Origin of the sequence: Corallococcus praedator (genome assembly GCF_003612125.1) — a bacterium.
GTDB classification, from domain to species: Bacteria; Myxococcota; Myxococcia; order Myxococcales; family Myxococcaceae; genus Corallococcus; species Corallococcus praedator.
In genome coordinates this window covers 1-13,013 of the sequence record NZ_RAWI01000270.1, presented here as the reverse complement: position 1 = coordinate 13,013, position 13,013 = coordinate 1, and the positions used below count along the sequence as shown (strand labels likewise).

General features: G+C 69.5%; 11 protein-coding genes. 7 read left to right on the top strand and 4 right to left on the bottom strand.

The annotated features are described in order from the left end of the window. Window positions 1-24: 24 nt before the first annotated feature. The 6 genes from D7Y13_RS28320 to D7Y13_RS28295 all read left to right on the top strand — a co-directional run bounded on the left by D7Y13_RS28320 (window position 25) and on the right by D7Y13_RS28295 (window position 7,175). Entirely contained in the window at window positions 25-519 is a 495-nt protein-coding gene (locus D7Y13_RS28320; protein ID WP_120630828.1) for a hypothetical protein, read from the top strand. Between the two features lie 125 nt (window positions 520-644). Beyond that, window positions 645-2,285, top strand: a complete 1,641-nt coding sequence (locus tag D7Y13_RS28315; RefSeq protein WP_120584918.1) for a GMC family oxidoreductase — start codon at window positions 645-647, stop codon at window positions 2,283-2,285. A gap of 373 nt (window positions 2,286-2,658) precedes the next feature. Further along, the gene (locus tag D7Y13_RS28310; RefSeq protein ID WP_120584917.1) at window positions 2,659-4,101 is read left to right on the top strand and encodes a sensor histidine kinase; all 1,443 of its coding nucleotides are present in this window, start codon (window positions 2,659-2,661) and stop codon (window positions 4,099-4,101) included. Window positions 4,102-4,168: 67 nt separating this feature from the next. Beyond that, on the top strand, window positions 4,169-4,837 hold the full coding sequence (locus D7Y13_RS28305; protein ID WP_120536380.1) for a DUF2378 family protein: 669 nt from the start codon (window positions 4,169-4,171) through the stop codon (window positions 4,835-4,837). Between the two features lie 140 nt (window positions 4,838-4,977). Beyond that, complete coding sequence (gene dgt / locus D7Y13_RS28300) at window positions 4,978-6,420, top strand: dGTP triphosphohydrolase (protein WP_233595781.1); 1,443 nt, start codon at window positions 4,978-4,980, stop codon at window positions 6,418-6,420. A gap of 80 nt (window positions 6,421-6,500) precedes the next feature. Next, window positions 6,501-7,175 (top strand): SOS response-associated peptidase, encoded by a 675-nt coding sequence (locus D7Y13_RS28295; RefSeq protein ID WP_120536379.1) that lies wholly within the window; start codon window positions 6,501-6,503, stop codon window positions 7,173-7,175. 11 nt (window positions 7,176-7,186) lie between these two features. Here the strand turns inward: D7Y13_RS28295 and D7Y13_RS28290 are convergent, their stop codons facing one another. The 4 genes from D7Y13_RS28290 to D7Y13_RS28275 all read right to left on the bottom strand — a co-directional run bounded on the left by D7Y13_RS28290 (window position 7,187) and on the right by D7Y13_RS28275 (window position 11,656). Next, window positions 7,187-8,293 (bottom strand): ATP-binding protein, encoded by a 1,107-nt coding sequence (locus D7Y13_RS28290; RefSeq protein WP_158620436.1) that lies wholly within the window; start codon window positions 8,291-8,293, stop codon window positions 7,187-7,189. A gap of 71 nt (window positions 8,294-8,364) precedes the next feature. Beyond that, on the bottom strand, window positions 8,365-8,757 hold the full coding sequence (locus D7Y13_RS28285; RefSeq protein WP_120536377.1) for a DoxX family protein: 393 nt from the start codon (window positions 8,755-8,757) through the stop codon (window positions 8,365-8,367). 66 nt (window positions 8,758-8,823) lie between these two features. After that, complete coding sequence (locus D7Y13_RS28280; protein ID WP_147444418.1) at window positions 8,824-11,286, bottom strand: right-handed parallel beta-helix repeat-containing protein; 2,463 nt, start codon at window positions 11,284-11,286, stop codon at window positions 8,824-8,826. Beyond that, window positions 11,258-11,656 (bottom strand): response regulator, encoded by a 399-nt coding sequence (locus D7Y13_RS28275; protein WP_120536375.1) that lies wholly within the window; start codon window positions 11,654-11,656, stop codon window positions 11,258-11,260. Before D7Y13_RS28275 ends, D7Y13_RS28280 begins: the two co-directional genes overlap by 29 nt. Window positions 11,657-11,858: 202 nt before the next feature. On the opposite strand from D7Y13_RS28275, the gene D7Y13_RS28270 reads away from it, so the two are divergent. After that, window positions 11,859-13,013: hypothetical protein (locus D7Y13_RS28270; protein ID WP_120630827.1), on the top strand; the 1,155-nt coding region annotated here is incomplete at its 3' end.

Genomic DNA, 13,013 nt, shown 5'->3' with positions numbered 1-13,013 from the left:
CCAGGGTCCGGGGCAAAGGTACGGATGCCTCCGGTGGAACGTGGGCCCAGGCCCCGCCGCCAGCACACGGCCGCGGCCCCCGCGAAGCGCACCGCCCGCAAGGCTTCCGCGTCCGCCAGCGGGCGCTACAGCGACCCCGCGCTTCGCGAACGCCTCAAGAAGCGCATCATGAAAAGTGACAAGGGCGGACGGCCCGGCCAGTGGAGCGCTCGCAAGGCGCAACTGCTCGCCAGCGAGTACAAGAAGGCCGGCGGTGGCTACTCAGGCTCCCGTGCGAAGGCGCAGCGCCACCTGTCCTCCTGGACGAAGGAGGCGTGGCAGACCCAGGACGGCGGCACCCGCGCCCGCCACGGCCGTACCACCGCGCGCTACCTGCCGAAGGACGCCTGGGCCCACCTGAGCCCGGCCCAGAAGAAGGCCACCGAACGCCGCAAGCGCACGGGCTCCCGCGCGGGCCGGCAGTTCGTCGCCAACACCCCCGCCGCGCGTCGCGCGAGGAAGCAGGCCACGAAGCGCTAGGCCGCGCTTCCATGGCGGCGCACCGGCCCCCCGAGGCCCGCGCGCCACGCCCCACCGGACGGCCCGCGCCGTTGGCATACAGTGCGGACCTCCGGGGTGGAGAGACCGCCCCGGTGGAGGACGTCATGGACTGCGACTGGCTCATCATCGGCTCGGGGTTTGGCGGCAGCGTCAGCGCGTTGCGGCTCGTCGAGAAGGGCTACCGCGTCGTCATGCTGGAGAAGGGCCGCCGCCTCCAGGGCCAGGACTTCCCCCAGTCGAACTGGAACCTGAAGCGCTGGCTGTGGATGCCCCAGCTCGGGTGGCGCGGCCTGTTCAAGATGACCTTCTTCCGCCACGTCACCGTGCTGTCCGGCGTCGGCGTGGGCGGCGGCTCGCTCGTCTACGCCAACACGCTGCCCGTGCCGAAGGACGACTTCTTCCAGGCCACCTCCTGGGGCCACCTGGCGCCGTGGAAGCAGGAACTCGCGCCGCACTACGCGACGGCCCGGCGCATGCTGGGCGCCACCGTCAACCCGCTCAACACCTTCCCGGATCAAGTGCTCAAGCAGGTGGGCCAGGACCTGGGCCGCCCCGACTTCCAGCCCACCACCGTGGCCGTCTACTTCGGCGAGCCCGGCGTCACCGTGAAGGACCCGTACTTCAACGGCGAGGGCCCGGAGCGCACCGGCTGCAACGCGTGCGGCGGGTGCATGCTGGGCTGCCGCAACAACGCGAAGAACACGCTCGACAAGAACTACCTCTACTTCGCGGAGAAGCGCGGCCTCACGCTCCACGCCGACACGGAGGTCACCTGGGTGCGCCCCCTGCCTTCCGGTGATGGCTACGAGGTCACCGCGAAGCAGGGCACGGGCTTCTTCAAGAAGACGCGCCGCTTCACCGCGAAGCACGTCGTCTTCGCCGGTGGGGTGCTGGGCACCATGGACCTGCTCCTCAAGCTCAAGGACCGGCCGGACGGATTGCCGAAGCTGTCCCCGCGCGTGGGCGACGGTGTGCGCACCAACTCCGAGGCCCTCATCGGCATCGTCAGCGGGAAGAAGGACCAGGACCTGTCCCGGGGCATCGCCATCGGGTCCATCCTCCACACGGATGAGCACTCGCACCTGGAGCCGGTGCGCTACCCGGCGGGGTCCGGCTTCTTCCGCCTGCTGATGGCGCCCCACGTCCCCGGGGCCTCCGTGGTGACGCGCCTGGCCCGACTGGTGGGCATCATCGCCCGGCGCCCCGTGCGCTTCCTCCAGGCGATGTTCGTCCCGGACTTCGCGCGCCGCACGATGATCTTGCTCTACATGCGCACCATGGAGGGCCACCTGCGCATGCGCCGCGGCCGCGCCGTGGGCACCGGCTTCCGCACCGGCCTCACCACCGGCCTGCAGGAAGGCCCCGCGCCCACCGTCAACATGCCGGAGGCCTTCGACCTCGCGAAGCGCGTGTCCGACAAGCTGGACGGCTACCCCATGACCATGGTCAGTGAGACGCTCATGGGCATTCCCACCACCGCCCACATCCTGGGCGGAGCGTGCATGGGCGACTCGCCGGCCACTGGTGCCATTGATTCACGCCACCGCTTGTATGGTTATGACGGGCTGTATGTGGTGGACGGCGCCGCCATCTCCGCCAACCCGGGCGTCAATCCCTCGCTCACCATCACCGCCCTGGCCGAGCGCGCCATGAGCTTCATTCCCGCCGCCCGCGAGCTGCCCCGGGGCGACACCGACGCCACGCTCGACGTGCCCGCCCCCCAGGCATACTCCGCCCTGCCCTGAAGGGCTGTCAGGCATTGCCCTCCAGGGCTTGCAGGGAGAGGTGCGCGCGCGGGCGACGTGTGCGCGCCGGCCCGGCCAGACGTCTCACATTGCCAGGATGTCGTCGACAGACCTGGACTCCGGTCCCAGATGCCCATTCTCCCTTGAAAGCAGTGTAGAAGTACCGCTCAGGGAAATACGGGTGAAGGGAGAAAGGCCTGCGTCGAGGCCAACCCACACCGCCGGCCAGGGTGGGAACCGGCAGTGTTCATCCGAAACCAATCCTCGTGCCCTCAAGCAGCATGGTTGGTCTTCGGAGTTGCGTGTATTTCGTATTTTACATGGTTAATCACTTCCACCACCATCTTGGTCGGGTGAAGAGATGTCTTTGCTCATGTCCGCCTCCTCCTCTCATGCCTCGGCGCGTGTCTCGCAATGTCTGGAAGGGCGGGCGGAGGCCCTGTTGGCGCGGCATCTGCGGGACTCGCGCGTGCGGGTGGACGCGCTGTTCACCTGGCTGATGCTGGGCCAGTGGGCGAGCGCCATCCTGGTGGCGGTGTTCTTCTCCCCCTATGGCTGGGAGGGCCGGGTGCGCGGGGTGCACGTGCACGTGCAGACCGCGGTGCTGCTGGGCGCGGCCTTGAGCCTGTTCCCGGTGCTGCTCACCCGGCTGCGCCCGGGCGAGGCGGTGACGCGTCACGTGGTGGCGGTGAACCAGATGCTGTGGTCCGCGCTGCTCATCCACCTGACCGGGGGGCGCATCGAAACGCACTTCCACATCTTCGGTTCGCTGGCGGTGCTGTCCTTCTACCGGGACCCCAAGGTGCTGCTCACCGCGAGCTTCGCCATCGTCGTGGACCACTGCCTCCGGGGCGCGCTGTGGCCGGAGTCCATCTACGGGCAGCTGCACCCGGAGTGGTGGCGCTTCCTGGAGCACGCCTTCTGGGTGGCCGTCATCGACGCGGTGCTCTTCGTCGCGTGCCGGGACGCGGTGCGCGAGCTGCGTGAGAAGGCCAAGCATCAGGCCCACGCGGAACAGACGAGCGAGCGGGAGCTGGCGGCGCGCGCGGGCCAGTTGGACGCCGCCGTGCGGGAGGTGCTCGCCTTCCGCGACCACGCGGACCGGCTGGAGCGGCTGGCATCGCTGGGACAGCTCACCGCCAGCGTCGGCCACGAGCTGCGAAACCCCCTGGCCGCCGCGCGCACCGCGCACGCGTTCGTCCTGCGCCGCATGCTGAAGATAGACGCTGTCACCACCGATCCGCGCATCCCCCGGTTCCTGGACATCATCGACCGGGAGCTCCAGGCGTGCACGGTCATCATCTCCGACCTGCTGGACTACGCGCGGGGACGTCCTCCCAGCTTCATGCCGTGCCCGCTCAAGCCGCTGGTGGAGGAAGCCATCAGCGTGGTGCCGGTGCGGGAGGGCGTGCGCGTGAACAACCAGGTGCCGGACGGGCTGCCGGTGCCGCACCTGGACCGCGAGCAGTTCCGGCAGGTGCTGGTCAACCTCATCCAGAACGCGGTGGAGGCCATCCCTCCGGAGCGCTCGGGAGAGGTGTGTGTCCATGCCGACGCGCTGGGGGACGGCGGCTGGAGCCTGCGCGTGACGGACGACGGGCCGGGCATCCCCGCGCCGCTGTTGGAGCGCATCTTCGAGCCCATGTTCACCACGAAGCTGCGTGGTACCGGCCTGGGGCTCGCCATCGTGAAGACGCTGGTGCAGGGCCATGGGGCCCGCATCCAGGCGGAGAGCGACTTCGGTCACGGCTCCCGCTTCACCGTCCTCTTCCCCGATGCACGCGTGCCGGATGTCGCGGTGCCGGCGCATCCGTAGCGGTCAGCGGGAAGTCCCCTTCAATCAATGTGACGGGCAGCTCCACGTACGTGGTCAGGGAGGTGGCATGCAGGTACAGGTGAAGCCGTCGAGGGAGACCGGTCAGGTGGATGCGGACTGGGCGGTCCGACGCATGGCGGCCACGGAGCGGGACACGGCGCGCGGCATGTTCTTCCTGGGGGTGCTGGAGACGGTGCGCACCGGCATGGGCGATGATGCGGTGATCACCTGTCGGGCCGCCACGGAGGAGCGCCGTTTCGTGGGCTTCTTCAACTACCCGGTGTCCAGCTTCCTGAAGATGGCGCAGGTGGCGTCGCGCGTGCTCGCGCCCCGGTGGGGCGGGGCGGACGAAGCGCTGCGGCAGATGGGGATGCAGGCCACGCGCAGCTTCCTGGAGTCCGCCGTGGGGCGCACCTTCCTGCTCTTGGCCGCGGGGGACACGCGCAAGCTCGTGGCCAACCTGCCCTCCGGCTACCAGATGGCGGTGAGCTACGGGGACCGCTCCGTGGAGTGGAAGGGGGAGTCCGAGGCGCTGTTCATCATGCGGCGCGACTTCATGCCGGCGCCCTACCATGAAGGCGTGCTGCGCGAGGTGCTCGCCATGGTGGGCGCCCGGAACCCGCGCATCCAGGGCCGCAAGCTGGGCCTGCTGGACACCGAGTACCACATCACCTGGGACGCGCCGCTCCCGGTGCGGTCCACGACCTCCACCGCGCCGTGGCGGATGTTCCAGTAGCGCTGCGGTCCGGGGACCGGAAGCCGCCTTCGCGCGCCCCGGCCCTTGTCGAGGAGGGCAGGGCGTCCGGCGCGGGAACTTGCGCGGACGGTGCGGGGGAGCACGATGGGCGGTGCTCTTTCGCACGGTGAGGCCCCTTCGTGAGCAGCAGCAGCGACAGTCAGCAGCGGACGGACCGGTGGCGGCGGTTCCTGTCGGGCACCCGCATCGGCTCGGGGCCTCGGGCCGCACCCCGTGAGGAGCCCGCGGTGGAGCCGCAGTCGGACGAGCGCACCGACTACAACCGGGACTACGACCGCATCGTCTTCTCCAGCGAGTTCCGCTGCCTGCACGACAAGACGCAGGTGTTCCCGCTGTCGACGAGCGACTACACGCGCACGCGGCTCACGCACAGCATCGAGGCGTCGTGCGTCGGGCGTTCGCTGGGCCACCAGGCCGGACTGAAGCTGCGGGCCCAGGGCGTGGACCTGGTGCCCTCGGACCTGGGCACCATCGTGGCGGCGGCGTGCCTGGCGCACGACATCGGCAATCCGCCCTTCGGACACTCGGGGGAGGATGCCATCCAGCACTGGGTGGAGCAGCGGCTGGCGCCGCCCGGAGAAGGCAAGAAGAGCCCCTTCGCGACGGAGGCCGAGTGGAAGGACCTGCGCGACTTCGAAGGCAACGCGCAGGGCTTCCGCATCCTCAACCGCCTCCAGTCGCGCGAGCGCCGGGGCGGGCTGCGCTACACGGCCGCCACGCTGGGCGCGATGAGCAAGTACCCGCGCCCGTCGGTGCTCCCCGGCTCGCGCCCGAAGGTGAAGGGCCGCGTGTCGGAGAAGAAGTTCGGTTACTTCCAGGACGACCGCGACCTGGCGCTGGAGGCCTACCGCGCCACGGGCCTGCACGAGCGCGAGACGGGCGTCTTCTCCCGTCATCCGCTGGCCTTCCTCGTCGAGGCGGCGGACGACATCTGCTACGCGGTCATCGACCTGGAGGACTCCGCGAAGCTGGGGCTGGTCCCCATGCTGCGCGCCTGTGAGTTCCTGGAGGCCGTGCTGCCGGAGCCCGAACGCCGCAAGCCGCCCCGCCACCTGGAGACGCGCATGGCGCAGGCGCGCGCGGTGGCCATCGGGAAGCTCATCCCGCAGTGTGTCGGGGCCTTCATGGACCAGGTGCACGCGCTGGAGGAGGGCTCGGCGGAGACGTCGCTCACGGCCCTGCGTCCCGACGTGGAGTCGGCGCTGGATGCCATCACCGACTTCACCAGCGAGTTCGGCTACCGCAGCGAGCGCGTGCTCCAGATTGAGAGCGCGGGCTTCAAGACGCTGGGCGGCCTGCTGGACATGTTCGCCACGGCGGTGGTGACGGACGCGCCCAACCGCGAGGAGAAGAAGCTGCGGCAGTTGATGCCGATGGAGTGCTTCCAGCGTCCGGAGTTCGCGGCCGTGGACGAGGAGAAGCCCCCGAAGCGCGATGAAGCCATCCTGCGCCTCACCCCGTATCAGCGCCTGCTGTGCGTGACGGACTACATCTCCGGCCTGTCGGACAGCCGCGCGGTGGAGCTGTTCCAGCGCCTGTCCGGCATCAAGCTGCCCACGTAGTCGGGGCCGGTCCGTCGGCTGCCCACCGGCCGGACGCCATGAACGTGCGAGCCCGGCCTCCGGGCGCTACGCTTCCTGCCATGTGTGGCCGAGTCACCGTCCGGACCTCTCCCGCCCAGCTCGTCGCCGAGCTGGAGCTCGCGGGCGCGCGCGCGACGCTGGAGCGCGAGCGTTTCAACCTGTGTCCCACGCAGCTCTTGCCCGTGGTGCCCAACGACGGCGCGCGGCTGTTGGACGTGTTCCGCTGGGGGCTCATCCCCTCGTGGGCGAAGGATGCGGCCATCGGGAACAAGCTCATCAACGCGCGCGGTGAGACGGTGGCGGAGAAGCCCAGCTTCCGCTCGGCGCTGAAGCGACGCCGGTGCCTGGTGGTGGTGGACGGCTGGTACGAATGGAAGCAGTCCACGAAGCCCAAGACGCCGTACCTCTTCCACCGCCGCGACGGGAAGCCGCTGGCGCTGGCGGGCCTCTGGGAGGAGTGGACGGCGCCGGACACGGGCGAGGTGCTGCGCACGTGCACCATCATCACCACAGGCCCCAACGCGCTGATGGCGCCCATCCACGACCGGATGCCCGTCATCCTGTCGAAGGAGGCGCAGGCCGTGTGGCTGCGCCCGGAGCCGCAGGAGGCCTCGGACCTGCTGCCGCTCCTCGTGCCGGCGCAGGATGCACCGCTGGAGGCCTACGAGGTGGCGCGCGTGGTGAACTCGCCCGCCAACGATGGGCCGGAGTGCGTGGAGCGCGTGGCGGCTTGAAAGCGGTTTCTCTAGGGCGTTGAAGCCGCGGCTGCTGGAATCGTGAACGCGAAGGTGCTGCCCTGGCCGGGCTGACTTTCGGCCCAGATCCGTCCACCGTGGGCTTCGACGATGCCACGGGAGATGTAGAGCCCGAGCCCCAGCCCCCTCCGATCTTCGCGGCGGGCCTGCCAGAACCGCTCGAACACCTGCTCCAACTGGTGGCTCGGGATTCCGGAGCCGGTGTCCGCCACGGAGAAGCGGACGTCCTGGCCCACCGGCTCCACGTGAAGCGAAATCCTGCCGCCTGCCGCCGTGAACTTAAGGGCATTGGACAACAGGTTGGCGAGCACCTGGAGGACGCGCTCATGGTCGAACTTCGCCATCAGCGTGTTCCCTCGGATCTCCACGTCGAGCGAGATTCCCTGCGCGGAGGCCTGGGGCTGGAACGCCTCGACGGATTCCCGCACGAGCGCGGTCGCGTCCTGCAACTCGGGGGCGATCCGGATCCTGCCCGTTTCGATGCTGGCCACATCCACCAGGTCCCCAATCAGCCGGTTCATCCTCGCGGTGAATCGCTGGATCTTCGCGGCGGCCTCGGCCGTCCTCCGGCCCACCTCGTCGTCGGCGGCATTCCGTTTGAGCAGGGCCGACTGCAAGGCGATGCCCCCGAGGAGCGTGCGCAGGTCATGGCTGACCATCCCCATGAATTCATCCCGTGTCGCCAACCCACTGTCGGCATGCGCTCGCTCGACCAGCAGCCGCGTGTCGGTTTCCACTCGCTCCAGGTGAAGGAGGGCGGACAAGGCGCGCATCCGCTCCGCGCGTTCATCCCGCAGCTTCTCATCCGCGGTCTCACGCTCTCCCTGTAAGGCCGTGTCCGCGTCTTCCCGCTCCTGGTTGACGGCCTCGTTCTCCGAGGGCGCCTCACGCTGCTCCATCCGTGCATCCGCGTTGTCTCGGGCCGTGCGCAGGGCCTCATCCGCCTGGCCCCGGGCTTTATTGATGGCGGCATCCGAGTCCTCTTCGATGGCGGCCTGTCCCCTGGCGTACTCGCGGTCAGACTTCTCCCGCTCCTTGCGCAGTCCCTCATCCGTGTGGTCGCGCTCGGGTTTGGGTGGGTGGTTCTTGGTTGTCATGAAGCCGTCCTCATGAAGCGCCATCTGCAAAGATACGGACCACTCCAGAAACGGCCTGCCTGGGTGCCTGCTCAGGCCTTCTTGCGGCGCAGGAGTGCGTCCAGGCTGAACGGACCGCCGCCGATGATGAGCGCCGCGACCATCACCGTCAGGAAGAGCAGCGACAGCTCCATCTTCCCGAACGGATCCGCGCGGTGCCGGAAGAGGGCCACCAGCATGGTGAACCCGGCGAACAGCGCGGCGGGCCGGGTCAGCAGTCCCAGCGCCACCGCGATGCCGCCCAGGAACTCCGCGAGCGCCGCGCACCAGGCGAAGAACATCGGGGCGGGGAAGCCAAGCTTCGCCACCCCTTCGGCGAAGCCGGACATGTCCCCCGTCACCTTGCCCAGGCCATGGCTGAAGGCCAGCGTCAGCCCGAACACCACCCGCACCAGGGTCCAACCCACCGCACCGCGCTCCGTCATGATCCGTGTCCTCCCAGGGATGCTGCTTGATGACGCATCCTGGCACGGGCCCTGTCCGGAGGCGCCCTATTGCGGCGCCCCCGCATGGAACTTGATGCCCTCGTCCGTCCAGCCACCGGCCACGAGTGACGCCCGCTCCGCCTGCGACGTCGTGAAGGTGTGCCGGGACGTGGCCGCGTGCACCAGCCGGTACACCGGCACCCAACAGGGCCCGGATGCGGTGGCCGCGTGGAACCCGATGCCCTCATCCTGCGTGTAGCCGTAGTTGGACTGTGCGCTCTGCTTCTCCGCCGCGTCGATGGTCCAGAAGTGCTCCAGCACCGTCGGGCTGTAGAGCCGGTACACCGGGGACAGCCCCGTCGCGGCGGTGGTGGACGCCAGGAACGCCACGCCCAGGTTGTCCGTGTAGCCCCAGTCGCGCGCCGCGTCCTCGGCCTCCGACAGCATCGTGGTGAAGAGGTGGTCACCCGATGTGGGGTTGCGGCGGTGGTGGACCGGCGCGTTCACGGCGCAGGGCGCGGCCACGGTCTTGTCGCGCCACTCGATGGCGCCGATGCGCGCGGAGGGCTGCGCGGGGGCCGTCCGCGGCCAGTACACCGCCTTGAGCACCTCCGACGGCAGGGCCTGTCCCCGGCCCCAGACGTCCGTGCTCGCGGGGTCCTGGGTGAAGTTCTTTGTCGCGGCGTTGACGAAGAAGGGGTTGCGGGTGCCGCCACCGCGCTCCACGGACTGCGGTTCGCGGCCGGGGTTCGCCGTGCGGAACGCGGTGAGGCTCGCGTACGACGCGGCGGACGTGTTCGCCGCGCGCTGGAAGCGGATCAGCGTCGCGGGCGCGCCGGTGCTGGCGCGGTAGTACGCCTGGAAGTCGTGGGCCTGGAGGATGGCGGGAGCTCCGTACGCCGTCGCGTTCGGATCCTCCACGTTCAACAGGGGCCGGGCCGACAGCGAGCCGGAGAGGATGTTGTTCATCAGCACCACGGCTTCCGCGTTGCAGGTGTTCGCCAGGGGCCCCACCGATGACGGCTCGCAGTGGTCGTAGTTGCCGGCCACCTGCGGGTCGCATCCATTGGCGGTGGTGCACGCCTTGCCGCCCGGCACCGTGTCGCCGGTGAAGCACCGCTTGTCGTCCACGATGCTGATGTTGGCGGAGTAGCTGTCGCTGGACGCGTCGTTGTCCACCGCGGTGTTGTTCCACAACTGCACGTCGCGGGAGCCGAACACGGCGATGCCCGTCCTGCCGTTGTCGTGCACGAGGTTGGACGCGAGGACGCCGTGGTGGGAGACCTCGTAGAAGAGGCCCTTGTCGTCGTTGTAGCGGGCCACGTTGCGCGCCAGCACGAACCAGCGGTTGCCCGGGTCCGTGGCGCCGCAGCCCTGGTCGCACCAGAAGCCGTTCGCGGCGTTGTGCTCGAACAGGTTGTTGAACACCACGCCGTCGCGGATGAAGGTCACCTTCATGCCCGCCTCCACCGTGTTCGCCCACCGGCGCACGTTGTTGTAGGACATGACGTTGTTGTCCACGATGAGCCGCTGCGCGTTGCTCGCCTGCGCGCCCGTCCACCCGTTGTTGACGAGCACGTTGCCCGACAGGCGGATGTCCCGGCCGTGCGCCACGCCCACGCCGTTCGCGGCGTTGTTGGCCACGGTGGAGTTCTCCAGCACCGCGCCGGAGTCCGACTCGCTGTCCCGGTACAGCAGCACCGCGCCCTTGTAGTAGGTGAGCCCGTTGACGGTCCGGCTCCAGTTCACCGTGCACGTCGCGTAGTTCTGCACGTCCAGGCCGGCGAACTTCACCCCCGGCGCGTTCGTCTTCAGCGCCCAGCGCTTGAGCGCCACCTCCACCTCGGTGGGGCTGTCCGCCAGCGTCAGCACGTTCGTCGCGGCGTCGTAGCGGTACTGCCCGCTGGACAGCGCCGCGCCCGGCGCCACCCGCCGCAGCGGAATGCCCGCGCGAGTCACCGCGAACGGCGTCTCCGAACCGTAATCCCGCCCCGCCTGTCCCAGGAGGACCGTATCCGCGCAGTCCGCCTCCACCGGCGTCGGATCAAACCCGGTGAGTGTCTGGGTATACGGCCCGCTGCCGCTGAACCCCGTCACCGCCACGCTGCCCCGGAGCGACACGACGTCGCTCTTGTAGCGCTGCACCGTGACGTGGGCGCGGCTCACGGTGAGCTCCCCCTCGCGGTAGGTGCCCGCCTTGAGCACCACCGTCCAGGTCGTCGCATCCGCGGGCTTCGCGTTGACGACCTGGAGCGCGCGGCCCAGCGTCTGGTACGGCTGCGCTTCCGTGCCCGAGCCGGTGGCGTCGTTGCCGCCCGGCGCTACAAAGACGGCATTCGCGGTCGGTGGCTCATAGTAGGCCGTGGGCAGGGGCGGCCGTGAATACACGTGCGCCACCAGCCCCTGGCCCGCCGTGGCGAGGTCTTCTTCCGGCGTCTCATCCTCCGGAAGCGTGAAGCACGCGGGTAGCAACGACAGGACGCAGAGGAACGTCAGGGTTCTAGGTTTTTCGGGAATTCTCGTCTTCATCGGGAGGCGGACAATACGGTGCTACGGCCTCCAGCAATATCTCCATGTGCAGGGGTTTCTGGAGGAGCCCGACGGCGCCGTCCATCAGCTCCGTCTGGAAGCTGGCGGTGAGCACGAAGACGGGCAGTCCGCAGAGGGTCGCATCATCGTGCAGCCGTCGGAGGAAGCCGTAGCCGTCCATCACCGGCATCATCAAATCCAGCAGGACGATGCAGGGCTTGCGACAGGAGGCGAGGGCCAGCAACCCCTCCTCGCCGTTGCTCGCTGTCAGGACGGAATAGCCTTCGAGTTCGAGGTAGCGGGCCAGCACTTCCAGCTCCGGCTCGTCGTCGATGATGAGAATGAGGGGCGTGGCGTTCGCGTGGGGCACGACTCTCTCTTCCGTGGGGTCAGATGAAAGCTAGGTCGCCCGACCGCCGCACCGCCCAGGGCCGGCTGCCCATTCCGGGCGGTCCGCAAGGAGCACGAGGGGGAGGGCAGGGGGCTGTCTGGCCGTCTGCCTTGAAACAGTGGCGCGGAGGCGCGGGCCACTTCCTGGCTGCCCCCGGTATAGCCCCCCTAGAATTCCCGGGATGACGTCCTCAAGCAGGGCTCCCCGGTTCCGCGCGCTGCGCATCGTGGGAGCGTGTGTCGCGGTGTTCCTGGGGTTGGCGGGCCTTGCCCTCGTGGGCGCGGACCATTGGTTCCGGAGCCAGTCCGAACCCGCGCTGGCGCGTCAGCGTGAAGAGCTGACGGCGAACGTGGACGACTACTGCGCGCAGGAGGCGGCGCTGGGCGTGGATCCCTGGTTCCACGAAGCGCGCACGGAGGGCGACGCGGGCCCCCTGCTCAACGCGTGGCTGCCCTGGCCCCCCGGGCACGCGGACGTGCCTCCGGGTTCGCCGCTCGCCCTCCCCCAGTCCCTGCGGGAGGACGCCGTGGACCTGAAGCAGGGCCGGTGGCTCACCGCGGACATCGACGTGTCCCGGCTGGACTTCGGGTGGATGGCCCGGCTCTTGGCCTATGACCGGTGGGACCTGCTCCAGGACAGCCCGCTGGGCGCGAAGCCGCGCATCAACTGGGCCTCTGGGGACATGCCCGACTACATCCTCCTCACTCGCTGGGCGAAGCTCCGGCTGCGGCATGGCCTGACGACGGGCCACCCCGTGGAAGCCGCGCAGCAGGTGCGCCACCTCGCGTGGTTGAGCCTGAGCACGGAGACGGCCCTGGGCGGTGTCATCGCCGCCAACCTGCTCGGGTTCGAGCGCATGGCCCATGACTCGCTGGCCTCGCCCCCGGCCGGCTGGACGCCCATGTCCGCCGAGCAGACGGACCGCCTGTCCGCCCTGGCGATGACGGGCCTGCTCTTCTCCTCGCTGGCCTCGCCCCCGGACGTGGCCCGCCGGGCGCGCCGCTGCGCGACCGCGACCAGCCGCTGCCTTGCCCTGACGGAAGCGGCCTTCTTCGCCAGCATGCTGGAGCCCTTCGCGAAGCAGCCCTTCGCGGACGCCTACGCCGCGCTCGACCAGGACCTGGCGCAGCTTGCCTGTCCCACCGCCACCGCACGCGCGGTGCGGGCCCGGGGGCTGAACGTGCTGGACGCGGACTCCGGGATGATGACCGCCGAGCAGGCCCTGTGGATCCAACGCGCTCCCGGACACTGGCTGACCTCCCGCATCGCCAGCGTCGTCGTCGCCATGCCGGTGGGGAATCTCCAGCCCCTGCGCGACTTCCACATGAAATACCCG